The sequence below is a fragment of the uncultured Parvibaculum sp. genome, from assembly GCF_963975745.1.
Classification (GTDB): domain Bacteria; phylum Pseudomonadota; class Alphaproteobacteria; order Parvibaculales; family Parvibaculaceae; genus Parvibaculum.
The window spans coordinates 60,928-79,478 of sequence record NZ_CAXBIB010000002.1; the positions used below are offsets into that span (position 1 = coordinate 60,928).

Sequence of the window (18,551 nt, forward strand, 5' to 3'; positions counted from 1 at the left end):
GATATCGACATCCCGCCAATCGGAACGGATTAACCCTGCAATTTCCTGAAGTGCTCGTAGACCACGAGATCGGCCTCGACCAGCGGCCGGGCCAATTCACGCGCCTCGTCATCAAGGGCGCGCGAAGCCGCCGTGCGATCCTGCCCATCGACGACAAGGTCCGCAGTCACGTTCACTCGCCGACCGCGCGGCGGCGGCGGAAGTCCGGCAACATGCGCCACTTTCGCGAAGGCCGCATCGAGATCGTCGTTGAAACCGATCAGGTCGAGCGTCGAAAGGTTGCGAATTGCGACCTCGGCGAGACGAAAACGCTCTACCTGCGTCTTCGGCAGAACATCGAGCGCCCCGGCAAACTGCCGGGTCAGGAAGTTATCGGTATGTGTCCTGACGCGCGGGTCCCGGGAGGACAGAAACTCATGCAGTGACAGGTGCTGCATTTCATTGACGGCGTCTTCGCGCGGATAGTCCGGCGGCAGATTGACGATGAAATGATAAAGAGATCTCAGGCGATCATAGGGATCGCGAAGAATGGTGAAGGCATAGGTCCGCTCGTCGCGACATAGTTCGAAGGCCGACCACGGCATGTGTCCCATCACGTAGTCGGCGGCCTTTGCCTTCTCGACAAAAGCGTTCATGTTCATGCCGATGAAATCGTCATACCGTACCGTTCGACCGCTCTTCTTCGAGCCCACATACTCCTTGAAGTATGAGTTGATCGAGTTTCCTCCGGTCTTGGGCGTGTGAATGAACACGACGCGCGGACGCCGCTTTCCTTTGATCCAACCTTCGAAAATTACCAACATCCGATACCGCAAGCGGCGCAGGGACTTCCTCACCCTCGCGTATACTCTCGATGCGAATGCCTGCCGGCGCATGGGCCGATCACGCGGTTCGCGATGATGGCGCAACCCGCTGCAGCCAGGCATCGGGCCAATGCGTGATGTTGCCGGTGAGCGTCGACTCGTTGAACGGCCAGGCCGGCTCACCGAGGACGAAATCCGGATGACCTGCCACAAAGTCCCTCGCCGCGTTGGCTGGATTGTCCTTGTCCCAACTCGCCGTGCCCCGCGGCACATCCGTCAGGTCGCGCATCAGACCGTCCGTCGCAACGATCCATGAACCTTCTGTCACCAGCGGCGCGTAGGCGTTCAACTCGTCCAGGACGTGCTGGTAGGAATGATCGGAATCGAGAACAACCAGAACCGTTTCATTCGGTCCGATTGCCGCCCGCACCTGGCCGATGATTTCCGGTGCCGTCGAAGAGCCCTCAATCAACGTGATGAGATCGGACAATGGATGTTCCTCGATCCGTTTTCGATTGTGAGGCCGAATTTCAATGTCGACAGCAATCACGCGCCCCTTGCCGAGCAGGCGGCAGAGGCTTGCGGAGAAAATCGCCGAACCGCCATGGGCAACACCCGTTTCGACGATCACGTCGGGCTTCAGCGCCGAAACGACCTCCTGATACCGGATCATGTCCTCCGGCAGCTGGATGATCGGCACGCCAAGCCACGAAAAGCTATAGGAATACTTCTGGTTCCACCCCACCTTCACCCACAGGTCCGAGAGCAGCTTGAAGGCTTCATCGGTGTAGAGGCCGACCTTCTTGCCGTCCGCGTCCAGTGTCTGCGCCTTGGTATCAATGTTGATCTTCATCGGACTCTCCGTCGTCGATAGGCACAAGACGCGCGGTCAGACCGACTTCACGTGCTGTCACCGCAATTTCATCGAGATAGTTTACATTCATCACGAATATCGTGCCGGGGTTTCGCAGGGCGGACTCCTCGGGCGAAACCACGGGCAAGCCGGAACCCGGCAGGAAATGACCCTGCTTGGCCGGGTTGACGTCCACCACATGATTGATCGTATCGTGGTCCGGGTCGATCAGGATCGAAAAACTGACCCCCTTGGCTCCCGCTCCCCATAGCGCCACCGGCCCCTGCGCAGAGGCCCGCACAAGTGATTGGCGCCAATGCCGGACGAAATCGTCCCGGACGCGGTCCAGATATTCGTGGTCGGCCGGAATCTCCGCAACAGCCTCATCCGCAGGATGGCCAGCCATGGCCTCGGCCCAGAGGTACTGACCGCCAAAGACGTGTTCGACCCGCGGCGATTCAAATCCCGCTCGCCGCAGGACCAGGGCCAGCGACGATGCCGTGAAAAGCGAACAGTGCTCGTAAAAGAAATCCTGCATTGCACGATGGCGAACGATCCAGTCCACACAGGGCGTCTCTATCCAGAGGCGGGCGGGCGAATCCGGACCCAGCGCCTCGCGAATGGCGACAAGAAATTCGAGCGGATCGGGCACATGCTCGATCGTGTGGCGCGTTACCACGACATTCGGCGCCTGCAGCAGCCGGGATGCTGTCTCGACGCCGAAATAAGCGCGATAGATGCGGCTTCCGGCCGGGCCCTCGCCTTCGCGCCCGCGCCAGGCGGGGTCGAAGCCTTCTGCCGCACGCAGGCGACCGTCCGCAGCCTTCACGATCTCTTCGATGAAACGCCCCTGGCCACAGCCGACCTCGAGATAGCAGATCGGCTCGCCTGCGGGAACCGATGCAACGACATCCCTGGCGCGCGCCTCCATATGGGCGCGGAAAGCGGGTGAAAAAGTCTGATCGTTCTCGTACTCCTCGTCATAGACGATCAGCGAAGCATCGAAGGCGCGGTTCCATGCAAATCCGCAGCTGCGGCAGGCGACAAACTCCAGTGGCGCCCGCGCTGCCGACCGCCCTGCTTCGGGCGTCGAATAGATCCTGTTCATCAGGATCGGCATTTCGAGCGAACGCGCGAGCTCGGCAGGCGCCGGTTGGTCGCAGACGGGGCATCGATCTCTCATTTCTTCACGCCATCTCTTGCCGCCGTGCGCCAGAACGACAGCGCCTCATCAAGACCCTGCTCGAGTGAGCGTCCGCCGATGAATCCGACTTCGCCATGAAGCCTCTCGGTGCGCGCGACGATCCGCAGTGGTTCGCCCGGACGATCCGGAAGGGCCCCAAGTTTCACCAGCTCCGGCCTGCCTGCAAGTCTCCCCAGCTGCTGGGCGATATCTGCGACACGCGACGCGGCGCCGGTACCGATATTGACGATCCCCTGAACCTCCGACATGGCAAGTGCGGCCAGCGCCGCTCCAGCGTCTCTTACATCCATGAAATCGCGTTCCGCAAGACCGGCCGAGCAGAGCGCCGGCTCGCCGGCCAGCAAGGCCCGTGCGATCGATGAAACCAGCCGGCCTTGGGCCTCGCCCGGCCCATAAAGAAAAAAGAGTCGCGCCCATGAAAAGGCGACTTGGCGACCTTCGAAAAATGCAGCCAGCACGCGCCGGCAACTGTCCTTCGACACATCGTAGAGCATGTGCGGCGCTAGCGGGGTCGCATACTCGTCACAGGGCCCTTCCGCCGGCCAGTCATACTCATAACAAGTGCCGGTGCCGACGAAGCGGCGGACACCCGTGTCGGCCGCAGCACGCGCCAACGCCAATGTCGCGGCCACCCAGTCGAGATTGGCCGGATCCGTCCAGAATTTTCCGTGTTCGACGCACCAGGCCAGATGAAGAATGCAATCGGGACGAATCTCGCTGACCAGCCCTTGCGCCGCGCCGGGTGCAAGCAGGTCTGCCTGGTGCCATTCAAAGGCACCATCGACGGGTGGCCGCTGGCGGGAGACGGCATGAGCATCGGCTTGCGCAGCCACGAGCGAGGCGAGCGCCTGGCTGCCGACAAAGCCCGACGCACCGGTCAGGAGAATTCGCATGTTTCTCGCTCGTTACATTAACCGATCTTCATATGGCATTGGTTTCATTCTTCTATCAGAATTGCCGTTCCCGGCCCAACTGGATAATATGCGGCTGCTTTCGGCGCGCGGCCCATGATGCCGTTCTCAGGCAAGGAAACGAATTGGCAAACGACAGGACAGGCGCCGACGGCCCCAGAATAACGGTGGTCATCCCCACGCGCGAGCGCGCCGACGTCTTTGCGAGCGCGCTCAAGACCGTCACCGTTCAGGACTACGGCAATCTCGACATTCTCGTAAGCGACAATTTCAGTGGCGATGCGACGGCGGAGATCGCCCAAAGCACGGGGGACTCCCGCGTCCGCTATCTCAACACCGGCCGACGGCTCAGCATGTCGCACAACTGGGAATTTGCCTTGTCACACATCGCGGACGGATGGGTGACGATTGTCGGCGACGACGACGGATTGCTGCCGGGGTCGCTTCAGAAAGTGGCGGCGCTCATCCGCTCGACGGGCACGCTTGCGCTGCAGTCCGCCACGTGCCGCTATCGATGGCCCGGGAACAAGGGTCGACGATATGGGCGTATCCGGATCCCGATGAAAACGGGCCATGAAACGCGCGACAGCAGGAGCTGGATGTCGAAGGTCCTGCGGGCTCGCGCCTCCTATGCCGAACTGCCGATGCTCTATACCGGCGGGTTCACGAGCATGTCAGTACTCAACGAGATCAAACAGAAATCGGGCGCCTTCTACGGATCGCGAATTCCCGACGTCTATTCGGCATTTGCGACCGCAAGCCTTGTTCCCAGTTATGTCTATTCCCATACGCCCTTCGCCATCGGCGGAATTTCGCGCCACAGCATCGGCATCGACCAGTTCGCGGGCGGCAAGAAAGCCGCCGAATCGCCATCGCAGAAGTTCCAGCTTGAGGAAAACATCGCCTTTCACAAGGACATCCCGATGGCGACCGATGGTGGGCTTCCCAAATCCCTGCAGGCGGTCGTTTTCGAGTCCTATTTGCAGACGGCGCATTTGCGGCCCGAGGGCTGCACAGAGCCTTTTGCGCGGCAGATCGAACTCGCCCTGGCGACGTCGCCGCGCGGCGATACGGAAATCGAACAGTGGGCGGCGAGCTTTGCCCGGATGCATGGTCTCGACTATTCGCGGATCAGGTTCAGGGCGACACTTCGGCGTATTGAACAGAAAATTCTCGATGCACCGCGAAATTTCGAGCGCCGCATCAACCGGCGCACCATCGGCTCGCCGCAACTCCCGATCGAAAACGTCTATGAGGCAAGTCTTGCCGCGGCAGCGGTTCTTGATCGCGCGAAAAAGAACTAGGCGTCAGTCAATTCTCAATTGGGGAACGGCGGTCACGAACTTCGCATTCCAGTCGCGGACATAGGCGAGCTGGGCCACGACCTCGGCCTTGATATTCCATGGCAGGATCAACACGATGTCCGGTCGATCCGCCTTCAGATGCGCTTCATCGACGATCGGAATGCGGCTGCCGGGCATGAATTTGCCTTGCTTGGCCGCAGCCCTGTCGACGACATAAGGAACGAGGTCGGGGCGAATGCCGGCGAAATTCATCAGCGTGTTGCCTTTTGCCGCCGCGCCATAGGCGCCGACTTTCAGGCCCTTGCGCCTGGCGTCGATCAGAAATTCGACCAGATCGTCCTTGACCTTTTCGGCGTGACGCTGGAAATCGCTGTAGAAAGCAATTCCCGTCATTCCGGCTTCAGCCTCGCGCGCCATGAGCGCCGGGACGCGTGGCGATGCCGCATGCTTGCCGGTGTCGGCCCGTTGCGCATAGACGCGCAAGCTGCCGCCATGCGTCGAAATCTCTTCGACATCGAAACAGCGAAGGCCGTTCGCCTCGAAAATGCGGGATACGGCAGTCAGCGAAAGATACGAATAGTGCTCATGATAGATCGTGTCGAACTGGTTTTCCTGTACCAACCGCAGCAGATGCGGAAATTCGAAGGTCGCCACACCGGACGGATTGAGCAGGATCGCAAACCCGGCCACGAAATCGTTGATATCGGGGACATGCGCCAGCACGTTGTTGGCGGCCGTCAGATCGGCGCCGCGGCCTGCGGCCGCCAATTCCCGCGCCAGATCGACTCCGAAGAAACGCTCGTCGATTTCGATCCCCTTTTCGCGCGCCGCCGCTGCCGTGCTTGCCGTCGGCTCGACGCCATAGCAGGGGATGCCAAGCGCCTTCACGTATTGAAGCAGATAGCCGTCATTCGCCGCGACCTCGACGACCATGCTGCCGGCGGTCAGATGGAAGCGGGCGACCATCGCTTCGACATAGGCCCTCGCATGTGCCAGCCAGCTTGTCGACGTCGAGCTGAAATAGGCATACTCCGCCGAGAACAACTCCTCGCGGCCCGCGTGATCCTCTGTCTGAACCAGCCAGCAGCTGCTGCAAACCAGAACGCGCAGCGGATACCAGATTTCAGGTCCGTTCAGAGCCTCACGGGTCAGATAGGCGTTGGATGGTGGCGCCGCCCCAAGATCAATGAAGGGCAAGGCGAGCGGCACTCCGCAATGACGACATTTCACCGTTTGCCCTCCCGGTCATTCAGAAGCGGATGGCTACGATCCCGATCCGACATTTCGGTGATTTCCATCGGCCAGATGATCGACAGTGCAGGATCGTCCGGACGGACTCCGCCTTCGGCCGCCGCTACATAGGGCGCGGAGTGGAAATACAACATCTCGACATCATCGGACAGGGCCTGAAATCCATGCGCGCAACCCGGCGGGATCAGCAGGCTGGTGTCGTTTGCTTCCGACAGGACTTCGCCGTGCCAGCGACCATAAGTCGATGAGTCCGGGCGCAGATCGACGGCAACATCGAAGACCTCTCCCCGGAGACAGGTCACAAGTTTTGCCTCTTCGTGGGGTGCGTGCTGAAAATGCATGCCGCGCACGGTGCCCTTGCGACGTGTCAGTGTCCGGTTGATCTGGGCGATGTTCCATGACCAGCCCGCAGTCGCCAGTTCATCGCTGCAGAAAAGACGTTCGAGCCAGCCACGCTGGTCGCCCACGCGCTTTCGCCGGATGCAGTGGACTCCGGCCAACGCCGTCGGGGAAACGACAAACCGATCTGTCATTGCACCCCCTCACCGCTGTATCGTTTCTCATACGCAGCGATCTGGGCCAGCGTGAACGCCTGCATGTCGTCGTCGCGGTTGAGCGCACGGTACCAGTCGGCCAGCCATTCGACACCTGTCAGCCCGGGCAGGCGATCATGCCACCCGAGCACGGTCCGGGCGCGGCTCGAGTCGATCTCGAGCATCGTCATTTCATGCGGGCCAGTCATGTTGGCGGGCTTCCAGTGCGTATCCGCGCCCAGCGCAGCCTGAACGGCTTCGGCCAGCGCGGCCACCGTGACCGCCTGTGCGTCGGGCGCCGGGCCGAAGTTCAACGCGGCCGGAAGCGGCATATCGTCGGACATGCCGCGCACAAAGGCAAAATAGCCGCTCAGGCAGTCGAGCACGTGCTGCCAGGGCCGCGCCGCGGCCGGATTGCGCAATACCAGCGGCTTGCCGGCCTGCAAGGCGCGCCAGATGTCGGGCACGAGCCGGTCCTCCGAAAAGTCGCCACCGCCGATCACATTGCCGCCGCGGGCCGTCGCCACGCGAACGCCTCTCTCCGCCATGAACGAGCGGGCATAACTCGACACAACAATCTCGGTTGCCGCCTTGGATGCCGAATAGGGGTCGTATCCGCCCAGCGGGGCATCCTCAACAAAGGCGATCCCCTGTTCGGCGTTTTCGTAGACCTTGTCGGTCGTTACCACCAGCACGGTCCGCAACGCCTCCACGTCACGCAGCGCGTCAAGGAGATGGACGGTCCCCATCACATTGGCGGCAAATGTCTCGACCGGTTCCGCGTAGGATCTCCGGACTAGCGGCTGCGCCGCCATGTGAATGACGATCTGCGGATCGGCCTCGTGAATCGCCTTGCGCAGCGTATCGGCGTCGCGGAGATCGACGATGCGTGAAACAAGATGTTCTTCGACACGAGCCAGGGTGAAGAGATTGGGATCGGTTTCAGGGGCCAGCGAAATGCCGGTCACATCGGCACCGAGACGCGACAACCAGAGTGCTGCCCACGATCCCTTGAAGCCGCTGTGCCCTGTCAGTAGCACCCGCTTGCCGCGCCAGAATGTCCTGTCGAGACCATCGATCGGCAAATCTAGTCCCTCCAGACCTTCCAGGGTGCATGGCCGGTTGCCCAGAGTTCTTCCAGATGGTTTTTCTCACGCAGCGTATCCATGGGCTGCCAGAACCCGCCATGCCGGAAGCTCATCAATTCGCCGTCGCGCGCAAGGCCCGTCAGGGGCTCACCCTCGAATGGCGTCTCGTCGGCCGCAATGCGGTCGAGAACCGACGGTTCAAGCGCAAAAAAGCCGCCATTAATCCATGCATTGTCGCCTGGTGGCTTCTCGATGAAGCGCCGGACGATATCGCCTTCGAGTTCCAGCGCGCCATAGCGGCCCGGCGGCACGACGCTGGTCAGCGTGGCCGCCTTGCCATGGGATTTGTGAAAGGCAAGCAAAGCTCCAATGTCGACATTGGCGACACCGTCGCCATAGGTCATGAAAAAGGTCTCACCGGGATCGAGATAGCTCCGCACGCGTTTGACGCGACCGCCCGTCATCGTGTCGGCGCCGGTATCGACCAGCGTCACGCGCCAGGGTTCGCGCGCTTTCTGATGGAATTCGATCGCGCCTGTTGCCGCATCGATCGTGACATCGGATGAATGCAGGACATAGTTGGCAAAGTATTCCTTGATCATGTAGCCGCGATAGCCGACGCAGATCACGAAATCGGTGAACCCGAAATGGGTGTAGATTTTCATGATGTGCCAGAGGATCGGCCGCCCGCCGATTTCAATCATCGGCTTCGGACGCAACTGGCTCTCTTCCGAGATGCGCGTGCCGAGACCGCCCGCCAGTATCACAACCTTGGTCATTCTCTCCCCCCGCCGCCGCTCACAGCGCCTCGCGAAGCTGCTTCACGAAATTGGACAGGCCGGTCAGGCGGCGGCGCTTCAGCCGCTCGGCCCGCAGGATCGCCAGCAAGGCGGCAAAGGCCCGGTCCGCATCGTCATTGACGATGATGTACTCATATTCCTGATAATGACTTATCTCGTCCGACGCTTTTTCCATGCGCGCAGCCACGACATCGGCCGGATCCTGCGCCCGGCGCTCAAGTCGCTTTTCGAGCTCCTGCGCCGACGGGGGCAGGATGAAGACCTTGACCAGATCTTCCGGCGCGCTCTCGTCCAGCTGCTGGGTTCCCTGCCAGTCGATGTCGAACAGAATATCGCGTCCGTGGGACAACGCCTCTTCGACCGGCTTTCTCGGCGTGCCGTAATAATTGCCGAAGACCTTCGCGCTCTCGAGGAACTCGCCCTTGTTGCGCATGATGCCGAAATCTTCGGTACTCAGGAAAAAATAGTCCTTTCCATCCACCTCGCCCGGGCGCGGCTTGCGCGTGGTTGCCGACACGGACATGTCGATTTCCCGGTCGGCATCGAGCAGCCGGCGCGACAGCGTCGTCTTGCCGGCGCCGGATGGCGAGGAGAGGACCAGCATCAGGCCGCGGCGATGAATGTCGGTGTCGGTCATGGCAGGCCCATCATTCCACGTTCTGAACCTGTTCGCGAAGCTGGTCGATGACCGTCTTCAATTCGAGACCGATACGCGTCAGGCCTATATCGGCCGCCTTGGAGCACAGCGTGTTGGCCTCGCGATTGAACTCCTGGGTCAGGAAGTCGAGGCGGCGCCCGGCCGGCTCGGTGCCGGCAAAGATTTCACGCGCCTGCGCGATATGTGCGTCGAGACGATCGATCTCCTCGCGGACATCCGCCTTGGTGGCGAGCAATGCCGCCTCCTGCGCCAGCCGTTCTTCGGACAGAGAAGACGAAGCCCCGAGCAGTTCGCCGATCTGGGCGGCAAGTCGGGCTCGCATGGCTTCGGGCGTTGCGGCCGGCGAGGCCGCGGCCGCCCTTGTCAGGCGTTCGATCTCGTCGACATGAGCGCGCAGCATGGTTTCCAGTTTTGCGCCCTCTTCGCCCCGGGCCCGCGCCAGCATCGCCGCCGCCTCGCCAAAGGAGCGGACAATGGCTTCTTCGAAGGCCTGGCGCACCTCATCGCTCTCATCGGCGGCGTCAGCAGTTTCGAGCACGCCGCGCAGGGCGAGAATACCCTCGGGTTGCGGCGGCTTCATTTCTATATCGCGGCGCAACTCGACAATTGCGTCCAGCACAACGCGCAGCGCTTCCCGGTTGACGCGCAGCGGCGCCGGCGCCGCGGACCGGTCGACGGTCAGGCTGGCCTGGCAGTTGCCGCGCTTCAGATGTCTTGCCAGTTCGGCCTTCAATCGCGGTTCTACCGCATCGAGGCCGTTGGGCAGGCGAAAGCGCACGTCGAGCCCCTTGCCGTTGACGCTCCGCAGCTCCCAGTGCCAGCGCGCAAGGCCCGCTTCGCCGTCAACGCGGGCAAAGCCTGTCATGCTGGTGAGCGACATCGGGCCTCCTTGGCAGGAATCATGTTTCTGGCGCCCCCGACTATAGCAGGCGGCGCCCGTAAACCGGCGTTCGACCGTTCAACGGCCTGTTTCTTTTTCGGCGGCGTCCCGGATCTTTTCACGTTCGATCCGGCGCCATTCAAGCACCCGGCGCTGGTGTTCGGCCAAGGTCCTTGAGAAAGCGTGGCCACCCGTACCGTCGGCCACAAAGTAGTATTCGTCTGTTTCGGGAGGGTTCAGCACGGCCTCGATCGAGGCCCGGCCTGGATTGGCAATGGGCGTCGGCGGCAAACCGTCGATCTGATAGGTGTTGTAAGGCGTGGGTCTGTCGATTTCGCTACGACGAATCGGGCGGCCCAGAGCGCCCTGTCCGCCGACGAGTCCATAAATGATGGTCGGGTCTGACTGCAGCCGCATCGGCTTGCGCAAACGATTGACGAAGACCGCCGCAACGCGTGGCCGCTCGGAGGCAACACCTGTTTCCTTCTCGACGATGGAGGCCAGGATGATCGCCTCCTCGGGCGTTTTGACCGGCAGGTTGTCGGCGCGGGCCGGCCAGAGCTCCGCCATCAGGTCGCTTGCCGCCTTCCGCATCAGCGCGACGATTTCGGTACGGGTCGTGCCGCGGGTAAAGCTGTAGGTCTCGGGCAGCAGCGTGCCTTCCGGCGGTGTCGGCGGCATGTCGCCGACCAGCACCGGATCGGCGGCAACGATCAGCATGGCCTGTTCGCTGGTGCGGCCCTCGGGGATCGTGATGCGATGAAGAATCGAACGACCCTCCCGCAGGATACCCATGATCGAAGCCATGCTGGCATGGGCTGGGATCTCGTACTCGCCGGCCTTCAGCGAGGCATCGGCCTTGCTGAGGCGAATGCCTGCCAGAAAGATCCGCCGGTCCGAGATGACCCCGGCTTGTTCGAGCCGGGTGGCAATGGCCCGCACGCCCATGCCTGGCGACAGCATGACAATCTGCGGCGTCGCATGGGGACCCGCCGCCTCGAACCGGTATTTGCCGTAAAGGAAGATTCCACCCGCGATCAGTCCGGCCAACGAGGGCAGGACAACAAGGGCGATCAGCAGATAGCGGGCCAGGCGCCGCGGGCGGCCCGGCACGTCAACAGATGCCGCAGGCGCCTTCGGTGTGTCTTCGCCGTCCGTCAACCCGCGACCTTTTTCACCACCAGCGATGCATTGGTGCCGCCGAAACCGAAGGAGTTGCTGAGTGCATAATTGACCTCCTTCTTGCGCGTCTGAAGCGGCACAAGATCGATCTCGGACTCGACGGATGGATTTTCGAGATTGAGCGTCGGCGGAACGATGCCGTCGCGAATGGCCAGCATGCAGAAGATCGCTTCGACTGCGCCGGCGGCGCCGAGAAGGTGTCCGATCGAGGACTTGGTCGACGACATCGACACCGTGTTGACGGCATTGCCAAGCATGCGCGTGACGGCACCGAGTTCGATCGTGTCTGCCATTGTCGAAGTGCCGTGCGCATTGATGTAGTCGAGGTCGGACGGCGAAATGCCGGCGCGCTTCAATGCAGCCTGCATCGAGCGGAAGCCGCCGTCGCCGTCTTCCGGCGGCGCCGTGATGTGATAGGCATCGCCCGAAAGGCCGTAACCGGCGATCTCGGCGTAGATCTTCGCGCCGCGCGCCTTGGCGTGTTCGTATTCTTCAAGCACGACGACACCGGCGCCCTCGCCCATCACGAAACCATCGCGGTCCTTGTCGTAGGGGCGCGAAGCGCGTTCGGGCGTGTCGTTGAAGGCGGTTGAAAGTGCCCGGCAGGCCGCAAAGCCCGCGATGCCGATACGGCAGATAGCCGATTCCGCGCCACCGGCGACCATCACGTCTGCATCGTCGAGCGCGATCAGGCGCGCCGCATCGCCGATCGCATGCGCGCCGGTCGAGCACGCCGTGACAACGGAATGGTTCGGACCTTTCAAGCCATGCTGGATCGAGACGTAACCCGAGGCGAGATTGATCAAGCGCCCGGTAATGAAGAAGGGACTGACGCGACGAGGCCCCTTTTCATTGAGTATGATCGCCGTTTCGGCAATGCCTTCAAGGCCGCCAATGCCCGAACCGATCATCGTTCCGGTGCGGCACTTTTCTTCTTCGGTCGACGGATGCCAGCCGGCATCATCGAGCGCCTGTGTTGCCGCGGAAACCGCGAAGACGATGAAATCGTCGACACGCTTGGATTCCTTCGCATCCATCCAGTCGTCCTGGATGAAGGCGCCTTCGCCCTCGCGCGGTACGGGCATGGCGATCTTGCAGGGGAGATCGGAGGTGTCGAACTTCTCGATCTTGCGGGCGGCGGATTCACCCTTGAGCAGGCGGTTCCATGTCGTTTCGACGCCGCAGCCCAGCGGCGAGACCATGCCCAATCCCGTAACGACGACACGTCTCATATCGATCCCAACTCCATATCAGAGTCCAAAGCCGCACCGGGCTCTAACGATGCGAGGCCGGGTGCGATTTGCGCGCCCGGCCCTCGCACCCAACTTGCCCGATCAGGACTTGGCGTTCGCCTTGACGAATTCGATCGCGTCCTTGACGGTCAGAATCTTTTCCGCCGCATCGTCCGGGATTTCCACGCCGAATTCCTCTTCGAACGCCATGACCAGCTCGACATTGTCGAGGCTGTCGGCGCCGAGGTCATCGATGAAGCTCGCATTCTCGGTGACCTTGTCCGGATCGGCGCCCAGGTGCTCGACCACGATCTTCTTCAAGCGTTCCGCGATATCACTCATTTTAAATCCTCAGATCTTTTGGTTTCGGCCGGCCTCTTGCATCCTGTTGCTCGCTTCATGTGTCGAGGACCGGATGTTGTCGATTTCGGCGGAAAGGATGCCCCTCTTCTGGCCCATTTCAAGGCAGGACCGCAAGCCAAATCGAGCGCTTAGGTAACACACTTTTCCGCCCTGCACCAGCGGACGACAGCGCCGCAGGCCGGGCTCTAGATCACTGAAATCACTTGCATTTCCAGGGCACGCCCATGCGCGCCGTCAGATCATCGCCATGCCGCCATTGACGTGGACGGTCTGTCCGGTGACATAGGCGGCCTCTTCACTGGCCAGATAGACCGCGGCGGCGGCGATCTCGTCGGCCTCGCCGAGACGGCCCGCCGGGATGGTCCCCATGATGCGGGATTGCTGATCCTCATTCAGCGCATCGGTCATAGCGCTGCGAATGAAACCGGGAGCGATGCAATTGGCCGTGATATTGCGGCTCGCGACTTCCTGCGCCAGCGATTTCGTCATGCCGATCATGCCGGCCTTCGAGGCGGCGTAATTGCCCTGGCCGGGATTGCCCATCACACCGACAACCGAGGTGATGCCGATGATGCGGCCCCAGCGGCGCTTCATCATACCGCGCAGGACGCCGCGCGAGAGACGGAAGGCGGCGGTCAGATTGACGCGGATGACCTCATCCCATTCCTCATCCTTCATGCGCATGAAAAGATTGTCGCGGGTCAGGCCGGCGTTGTTGACCAGGATGTCGAGGCTGCCCATCGCCTCCTCGGCCTGTTTGGCCAGCGCATCGACGGCAGCGCCATCTGAGAGGTTGCAAGGCAGGACATGGCAGCGTTCGCCGAGTTCGGATGCCAGCGCGTCGAGCGCTTCCTTGCGGGTGCCGGAAAGCCCGACCATCGCCCCCTGTCGGTGAAGGGCTCGCGCGATGCTGGAGCCGATGCCGCCGGAGGCACCTGTGACAAGGGCGCTTTTGCCGCTGAGATCGAACATCATGGGCTCCTTAAAGGGTCTTGAGAATTGCCTCGACATCGGCCGGCGTGCCGACCGCGAGGATTTCGGGCTCCTTGGCGATACGTTTGACCATGCCGCTCAGCGCCTTGCCCGCACCGATTTCGACAAAGCGCGTGACGCCCTGCGCTTCCATGTAAAGCACACTTTCGCGCCAGCGCACCATGCCCGTGACCTGTTCGACCAGCAGCTGGCGGATGGTGGCAGGATCGGCGACGCGGGAGGCCGTCACATTGGCCACCAGCGGGACGACGGGCGTCTTCAGTTCCACCGAGGCCAGAGCTTCGGCCATCTCGTCGGCGGCCGGCTGCATCAGCGCGCAATGAAAAGGCGCGCTGACGGGCAAAAGCATGCTGCGCTTGGCCCCCTTTGTCTTCGCGATCTCGATGGCGCGCTCGACGGCGGCCCTGGCACCGGAGACAACAACCTGGCCGCCGCCATTGTCGTTGGCCGCCGTGCATACTTCGCCTTGTGCCGCCTCGGCGGCGACTTCCGCGGCCGCATCGTAGTCGAGGCCCAGAAGCGCGGCCATCGCACCGGCGCCGACCGGCACTGCGCGCTGCATGGCCTGACCGCGGATCTTCAGCAGGCGCGCGGCATCGGACAGGGCGAACGCGCCGGCGGCCGCCAGCGCCGAGTATTCGCCCAGCGAGTGGCCGGCGACGAATGCAGCCTTGTCGGCCAGCCTGACACCGCCTTCGCTCTCCAGCACCCGCATCACGGCCAGGCTGACGGCCATGATCGCGGGCTGGGCATTCTCGGTCAGGGTCAGGTCTTCCTGCGGGCCTTCCCACATCAGTCTGGTCAGATTCTGGCCGAGCGCCTCGTTGACCTCGTCGAAGACTTCGCGGGCGCTGGCGAAAGCCTCGCCCAGTTCGCGGCCCATGCCGACGGTCTGGGACCCCTGCCCCGGAAAGATGAATGCCCTGGTCATCGACGCTCCCCGCTCCTGCCGCACGGCCCGATATCTGGCTGAATTGCGGGCCTTTTCCCGTATCCGGCGGGCGCCGGACCGGAGCGCCAAGAGATACCGGCCGGCGACCCTGAGTCAAGCCGCGGCGGCGGCCATTTGATCCTTGCCTTGCCTCGCCTTTTCCGTATATTGCGCGGCTTCTGAAGGCCTTGGTTGGAGGCTGAACGGAACACCGTGCCTTGAGGGCACGGCAGGGCTGAAAAGCCCGGGTTCCGGTGTCTCCGCTTCTTTGGTGGTCCTTTCGAGCCTTTTCAGGGGCTCAAAGGGGGCTTTGCGCCGGGGCCGGATAAAACAGGAAAAGGCTCATGGCTCTATACGAGCATGTCTTCATTGCGCGGCAGGACGTGTCGCAGCAACAGGTCGAGGGGCTCACCGAGCAGTTCTCGACCATCATCAAGGAAAATGGCGGCCAGATCGGCAAGACCGAGTATTGGGGCCTGCGCAACCTCACCTACAAGGTGCGCAAGAACCGCAAGGGCCACTACACGCTGATGAACATCGACGCGCCGCATGCAGCGGTCGCCGAGATGGAACGTCAGATGGGCATCAACGAGGATGTCCTGCGCTTCCTCACCGTGCGCGTCGAGGAACATGAAACCGAACCGTCGGCCGTGATGCAGAATCGCGGCGATCGCGGCGACCGTGGCGATCGCGGCGGCCGTTTCGGCGATCGTGAACGCAGCGACCGTTTCGGCGGCGACCGTGGCGGCAGCCGCTTCGGCGGCGACCGCGAACGCGCCCCCCGCCGCGACCGTGAAGAATCCGAAGGAGGCGATGCATCATGAGCACGTCACAGCCCGCGCGCCGGCCGTTCTTCCGCCGCCGCAAGACCTGCCCGTTCTCCGGCGCCAACGCCCCGAAGATCGACTACAAGGACGTCAAGCTCCTGCAGCGCTACATCTCGGAGCGTGGCAAGATCGTTCCTTCGCGCATTACGGCCGTGTCGGCCAAAAAGCAGCGTGAACTCGCCCGCGCCATCAAGCGCGCGCGCTTTCTCGCCCTGCTTCCCTATGTGATCAGCTAGGTCCGGGAAAAGGAGAGACAACGATGCAAGTCGTACTTCTGGAACGGATCGAAAAGCTCGGTCAGATGGGCGATGTCGTCAAAGTCAAAGACGGCTTCGCACGCAACTTCCTGCTGCCGCGCAAGAAGGCCCTGCGCGCCACCAAGGAAAACATTGCCCGCTTCGAAAGCCAGCGCGCGCAGCTCGAGGCCCGCAACCTTGAACTGAAGAAGGAAGCCGAACAGCTTCTGCCGAAGATCGAGGGTCAGTCCTTCATCATCCTGCGTCAGGCCGGCGAGACCGGCGTGCTCTATGGTTCGGTCAGCACGCGCGACATCTCGGACGTCATGACGACGGGCGGTTTCACGACCGCGCGCAACCAGGTGGTGCTCGACAAGCCGATCAAGACGATCGGCCTGCACCCGATCCGCATCACGCTGCACCCCGAAGTGTCGGTGACGATCACGGCCAATGTCGCGCGCACCGAGGAAGAGGCCCAGCGGCAGGCGGCAGGCGAAGACCTGACGCAGCGCCAGGACGAGCGGGACGAAGCCGTGGAAGCGGCCGAATTCTTCGAATCCGAGGAACTGGCGCCGCATGACGCGGAGGAAGCTGCCGAAGGCGCGGCGGAAGCCGAAGAAAACAAGGAATAGGCTCCGTCCCCGAACGGGACCGGAGTTTCGGAAGGGCGCCCCGCGGGGCGCCCTTTTCTGTCTGGCACGCTTGCATCGGCTGCGCGATTAACCTTAGATATTCGGAGAGAAATCGGTCGGGCTGGGTGGCAGACCGAAGACCTGACGTTCAGGCGAGCCTCGGTGCGGGAGGATTCGATGCTGTTCAGTTCGCTTCTCAAGACAATCATCAAGCATGGTGCGTTGACCGTCGTAAGCGCGGACGGCCGGACGCGCGAATTCGGCGACGGAAAGGGCCGGCGCGTGACGGTGCGGCTGCACGACAAGTCGGTCGCGACCGAGATGGCGCTCAATCCCTATCTCAAGCTCGGCGAGGCCTATGTGGACGGCCGGCTGACAATCGATCCGCCGGCGACGATCTACGAATTTCTCGATCTGCTGACCGCCAATCTCGGCACGCGCTTCGCCGGACCGGTGTTCGAGATCTATGGCGCCTTGCGGCGCGCCAAGCGGCGCTTCGACCAGCACAACCCGATCGGCAAGGCGCAGAAGAACGTCGCCCATCACTACGATCTCGACGGCGGCATCTACGATCTCTTTCTCGATGCCGACAAGCAGTATTCCTGCGCCTATTTCGCGCGGCCGGACATGACGCTGGAAGAGGCGCAGACGGCCAAGAAGCGCCACATCGCGGCCAAGCTGCGGATCGAACCCGGCATGCGCGTGCTCGATATCGGCTGCGGCTGGGGCGGCATGGCGCTGACGCTGGCGGAGGAAGCCGGCGCCGAGGTGGTCGGCGTGACGCTGAGCCATGAACAGCACAAGGTCGCGCGCCGCCGCGCCGAAGAGCGCGGGCTGGCCGGACGCGTCGATTTCCGGCTGCAGGACTACCGTACACTGACGGAAAATTTTGACCGCGTGGTTTCGGTCGGCATGTTCGAACATGTCGGCGTCGGCCATCATCGCGAGTATTTCAACCGCGTGCGCGAATTGCTGACGGATGACGGCGTGGCGCTGATCCATACGATCGGGCGGCTCGACGGGCCCGGCTCGACCAACCCGTGGATCGCCAAATACATCTTTCCCGGCGGCTATATTCCGGCCTTGAGCGAGGTCGCCGGCGCGGCCGAACGCAGCGGCGTCTGGATGACCGATGTCGAGGTGCTGCGGCTCCACTATGCCGAGACGCTGCGCGAATGGCGGCGGCGCTTCATCGAAAAGCGCGAAACCGCGGCGCGCATCTATGACGAGAAGTTCTGCCGGATGTGGGAATTCTATCTGGCCGGTTCGGAGACCTCGTTCCGCAACGAGGGCATGTGCGTGTTCCAGATGCAGCTGGCGCGCAAGATCGAAACGCTGCCGCTGACGCGCGACTACATGCAGGACGAGGAACGCACGTTCAACGCGCCGCAACAGCCGCGGCGGCTGCTCGCCGGCGAATAGGAAAGGACCTGCGGCGCAACGGATGCTTGCGCCGCAGGTGTTTCTTGAATGTCAGGCGCCGCGGCGGCCGTCGAGGCTCAGACGGCCGGCACCGCAGGCGAAGACATAGAGCATGCCGCCCGCAATGGCGAAGTTCTTGAGGAAGGCCGGGTCTTCCAGACCCGGGTGGAAGATCACGGCCGTCAGTACACAGAAGATCGCGAAGGCCAGGCCGACCAGCCGCGCCTGATAGCCGATCAGCAGCAGGATGCCGCCGCCAAGTTCGAGCGCGACCGTGGCCGCATAGACGATCTGCGGCAGCGGCAGGCCCTTGGATTCGATGAAGGCGATGGTGCCTGCGGCGCCCATCGCCTTGTTGATCCCTGCAAGGATGAAAAGCGCGGACAGAAAGATGCGGCCCACAAGGGTCGCGTAGTCGTTGGCGGCGTTCATGGAAGTCCTCCCCCAC

21 protein-coding genes are annotated in these 18,551 nt (G+C 62.5%); 5 read left to right on the plus strand and 16 right to left on the minus strand.

Translation table 11 applies throughout. From position 1 onward, the window contains the following. Nucleotides 1-29 precede the first annotated feature (29 nt). Genes AAC071_RS01945 through AAC071_RS01960 form a run of 4 tightly spaced genes read right to left on the minus strand, consistent with a single transcriptional unit; the run spans nt 30 to nt 3,753 of the window. Complete coding sequence (locus AAC071_RS01945) at nt 30-908, minus strand: hypothetical protein (protein ID WP_339829384.1); 879 nt, start codon at nt 906-908, stop codon at nt 30-32. Further along, nucleotides 883-1,656 (minus strand): cephalosporin hydroxylase family protein, encoded by a 774-nt coding sequence (locus AAC071_RS01950; protein ID WP_339829386.1) that lies wholly within the window; start codon nt 1,654-1,656, stop codon nt 883-885. Before AAC071_RS01950 ends, AAC071_RS01945 begins: the two co-directional genes overlap by 26 nt. After that, nucleotides 1,640-2,839, minus strand: a complete 1,200-nt coding sequence (locus AAC071_RS01955) for a class I SAM-dependent methyltransferase (RefSeq protein WP_339829388.1) — start codon at nt 2,837-2,839, stop codon at nt 1,640-1,642. Before AAC071_RS01955 ends, AAC071_RS01950 begins: the two co-directional genes overlap by 17 nt. After that, complete coding sequence (locus tag AAC071_RS01960; RefSeq protein ID WP_339829390.1) at nt 2,836-3,753, minus strand: NAD(P)-dependent oxidoreductase; 918 nt, start codon at nt 3,751-3,753, stop codon at nt 2,836-2,838. Before AAC071_RS01960 ends, AAC071_RS01955 begins: the two co-directional genes overlap by 4 nt. Before the next feature lie 143 nt (nt 3,754-3,896). On the opposite strand from AAC071_RS01960, the gene AAC071_RS01965 reads away from it, so the two are divergent. Further along, nucleotides 3,897-5,075 carry a glycosyltransferase family 2 protein gene (locus AAC071_RS01965; RefSeq protein ID WP_339829393.1) on the plus strand — a complete coding sequence of 393 codons (1,179 nt, stop codon included), beginning with the start codon at nt 3,897-3,899 and terminating at the stop codon, nt 5,073-5,075. Nucleotides 5,076-5,078: 3 nt separating this feature from the next. On the opposite strand, the gene AAC071_RS01970 is transcribed toward AAC071_RS01965, so the two are convergent. From AAC071_RS01970 to fabD, 11 genes are all read right to left on the minus strand, one after another. Then, nucleotides 5,079-6,305, minus strand: a complete 1,227-nt coding sequence (locus tag AAC071_RS01970; RefSeq protein WP_339829396.1) for a class I SAM-dependent methyltransferase — start codon at nt 6,303-6,305, stop codon at nt 5,079-5,081. Then, nucleotides 6,302-6,859 carry a dTDP-4-dehydrorhamnose 3,5-epimerase family protein gene (locus tag AAC071_RS01975; protein WP_339829398.1) on the minus strand — a complete coding sequence of 186 codons (558 nt, stop codon included), beginning with the start codon at nt 6,857-6,859 and terminating at the stop codon, nt 6,302-6,304. Before AAC071_RS01975 ends, AAC071_RS01970 begins: the two co-directional genes overlap by 4 nt. After that, nucleotides 6,856-7,944: a CDP-glucose 4,6-dehydratase gene (gene rfbG / locus AAC071_RS01980; RefSeq protein ID WP_339829400.1), complete on the minus strand. Its 1,089-nt coding sequence runs from the start codon at nt 7,942-7,944 to the stop codon at nt 6,856-6,858. The genes AAC071_RS01975 and rfbG overlap by 4 nt, the downstream gene beginning before the upstream one ends. Before the next feature lie 2 nt (nt 7,945-7,946). After that, nucleotides 7,947-8,726, minus strand: a complete 780-nt coding sequence (gene rfbF / locus AAC071_RS01985) for a glucose-1-phosphate cytidylyltransferase (RefSeq protein ID WP_339829402.1) — start codon at nt 8,724-8,726, stop codon at nt 7,947-7,949. 19 nt (nt 8,727-8,745) lie between these two features. Beyond that, a complete protein-coding gene (gene gmk, locus AAC071_RS01990; RefSeq protein WP_339829404.1) occupies nt 8,746-9,384 on the minus strand; it encodes a guanylate kinase in 639 nt (212 codons plus the stop codon). A gap of 10 nt (nt 9,385-9,394) precedes the next feature. Continuing rightward, on the minus strand, nt 9,395-10,285 hold the full coding sequence (locus tag AAC071_RS01995; RefSeq protein ID WP_339829406.1) for a YicC/YloC family endoribonuclease: 891 nt from the start codon (nt 10,283-10,285) through the stop codon (nt 9,395-9,397). Between the two features lie 78 nt (nt 10,286-10,363). Continuing rightward, nucleotides 10,364-11,446, minus strand: a complete 1,083-nt coding sequence (mltG, locus tag AAC071_RS02000; protein WP_339829407.1) for an endolytic transglycosylase MltG — start codon at nt 11,444-11,446, stop codon at nt 10,364-10,366. Continuing rightward, complete coding sequence (gene fabF, locus AAC071_RS02005; RefSeq protein ID WP_339829409.1) at nt 11,443-12,699, minus strand: beta-ketoacyl-ACP synthase II; 1,257 nt, start codon at nt 12,697-12,699, stop codon at nt 11,443-11,445. Before fabF ends, mltG begins: the two co-directional genes overlap by 4 nt. Nucleotides 12,700-12,801: 102 nt before the next feature. After that, a complete protein-coding gene (locus AAC071_RS02010) occupies nt 12,802-13,041 on the minus strand; it encodes an acyl carrier protein (RefSeq protein ID WP_293510305.1) in 240 nt (79 codons plus the stop codon). Between the two features lie 255 nt (nt 13,042-13,296). Continuing rightward, a complete protein-coding gene (fabG, locus tag AAC071_RS02015) occupies nt 13,297-14,034 on the minus strand; it encodes a 3-oxoacyl-[acyl-carrier-protein] reductase (protein WP_339829414.1) in 738 nt (245 codons plus the stop codon). A 10-nt stretch (nt 14,035-14,044) separates the two neighbouring features. Beyond that, nucleotides 14,045-14,986: an ACP S-malonyltransferase gene (gene fabD / locus AAC071_RS02020; protein ID WP_339829416.1), complete on the minus strand. Its 942-nt coding sequence runs from the start codon at nt 14,984-14,986 to the stop codon at nt 14,045-14,047. A 344-nt stretch (nt 14,987-15,330) separates the two neighbouring features. On the opposite strand from fabD, the gene rpsF reads away from it, so the two are divergent. The 4 genes from rpsF to AAC071_RS02040 all read left to right on the plus strand — a co-directional run bounded on the left by rpsF (nt 15,331) and on the right by AAC071_RS02040 (nt 18,103). Then, nucleotides 15,331-15,810, plus strand: a complete 480-nt coding sequence (rpsF, locus tag AAC071_RS02025; protein WP_339829419.1) for a 30S ribosomal protein S6 — start codon at nt 15,331-15,333, stop codon at nt 15,808-15,810. After that, nucleotides 15,807-16,049, plus strand: coding sequence for a 30S ribosomal protein S18 (gene rpsR, locus AAC071_RS02030; RefSeq protein ID WP_339829421.1), 243 nt, complete (start codon nt 15,807-15,809; stop codon nt 16,047-16,049). Before rpsF ends, rpsR begins: the two co-directional genes overlap by 4 nt. 23 nt (nt 16,050-16,072) lie before the next feature. Next, nucleotides 16,073-16,681: a 50S ribosomal protein L9 gene (gene rplI, locus AAC071_RS02035; protein ID WP_339829423.1), complete on the plus strand. Its 609-nt coding sequence runs from the start codon at nt 16,073-16,075 to the stop codon at nt 16,679-16,681. Between the two features lie 177 nt (nt 16,682-16,858). After that, on the plus strand, nt 16,859-18,103 hold the full coding sequence (locus AAC071_RS02040; protein ID WP_339829426.1) for a cyclopropane-fatty-acyl-phospholipid synthase family protein: 1,245 nt from the start codon (nt 16,859-16,861) through the stop codon (nt 18,101-18,103). 51 nt (nt 18,104-18,154) lie between these two features. On the opposite strand, the gene AAC071_RS02045 is transcribed toward AAC071_RS02040, so the two are convergent. Then, nucleotides 18,155-18,535, minus strand: coding sequence for a DoxX family protein (locus AAC071_RS02045; RefSeq protein WP_339829428.1), 381 nt, complete (start codon nt 18,533-18,535; stop codon nt 18,155-18,157). Nucleotides 18,536-18,551 lie beyond the last annotated feature (16 nt).

Excerpts from the sequence above, each read along its gene's own strand:
- AAC071_RS01950 (WP_339829386.1), bottom strand. The coding sequence starts at position 1,656 with ATGAAGATCAACATTGATACCAAGGCGCAGACACTGGACGCGGACGGC.
- AAC071_RS01955 (WP_339829388.1), bottom strand. The coding sequence starts at position 2,839 with ATGAGAGATCGATGCCCCGTCTGCGACCAACCGGCGCCTGCCGAGCTC.
- AAC071_RS01960 (WP_339829390.1), bottom strand. The coding sequence starts at position 3,753 with ATGCGAATTCTCCTGACCGGTGCGTCGGGCTTTGTCGGCAGCCAGGCG.
- AAC071_RS01975 (WP_339829398.1), bottom strand. The coding sequence starts at position 6,859 with ATGACAGATCGGTTTGTCGTTTCCCCGACGGCGTTGGCCGGAGTCCAC.
- rfbF (WP_339829402.1), bottom strand. The coding sequence starts at position 8,726 with ATGACCAAGGTTGTGATACTGGCGGGCGGTCTCGGCACGCGCATCTCG.
- gmk (WP_339829404.1), bottom strand. The coding sequence starts at position 9,384 with ATGACCGACACCGACATTCATCGCCGCGGCCTGATGCTGGTCCTCTCC.
- AAC071_RS01995 (WP_339829406.1), bottom strand. The coding sequence starts at position 10,285 with ATGTCGCTCACCAGCATGACAGGCTTTGCCCGCGTTGACGGCGAAGCG.
- fabF (WP_339829409.1), bottom strand. The coding sequence starts at position 12,699 with ATGAGACGTGTCGTCGTTACGGGATTGGGCATGGTCTCGCCGCTGGGC.
- AAC071_RS02010 (WP_293510305.1), bottom strand. The coding sequence starts at position 13,041 with ATGAGTGATATCGCGGAACGCTTGAAGAAGATCGTGGTCGAGCACCTG.
- fabG (WP_339829414.1), bottom strand. The coding sequence starts at position 14,034 with ATGTTCGATCTCAGCGGCAAAAGCGCCCTTGTCACAGGTGCCTCCGGC.
- fabD (WP_339829416.1), bottom strand. The coding sequence starts at position 14,986 with ATGACCAGGGCATTCATCTTTCCGGGGCAGGGGTCCCAGACCGTCGGC.
- rpsF (WP_339829419.1), top strand. The coding sequence starts at position 15,331 with ATGGCTCTATACGAGCATGTCTTCATTGCGCGGCAGGACGTGTCGCAG.
- rpsR (WP_339829421.1), top strand. The coding sequence starts at position 15,807 with ATGAGCACGTCACAGCCCGCGCGCCGGCCGTTCTTCCGCCGCCGCAAG.
- rplI (WP_339829423.1), top strand. The coding sequence starts at position 16,073 with ATGCAAGTCGTACTTCTGGAACGGATCGAAAAGCTCGGTCAGATGGGC.
- AAC071_RS02040 (WP_339829426.1), top strand. The coding sequence starts at position 16,859 with ATGCTGTTCAGTTCGCTTCTCAAGACAATCATCAAGCATGGTGCGTTG.
- AAC071_RS02045 (WP_339829428.1), bottom strand. The coding sequence starts at position 18,535 with ATGAACGCCGCCAACGACTACGCGACCCTTGTGGGCCGCATCTTTCTG.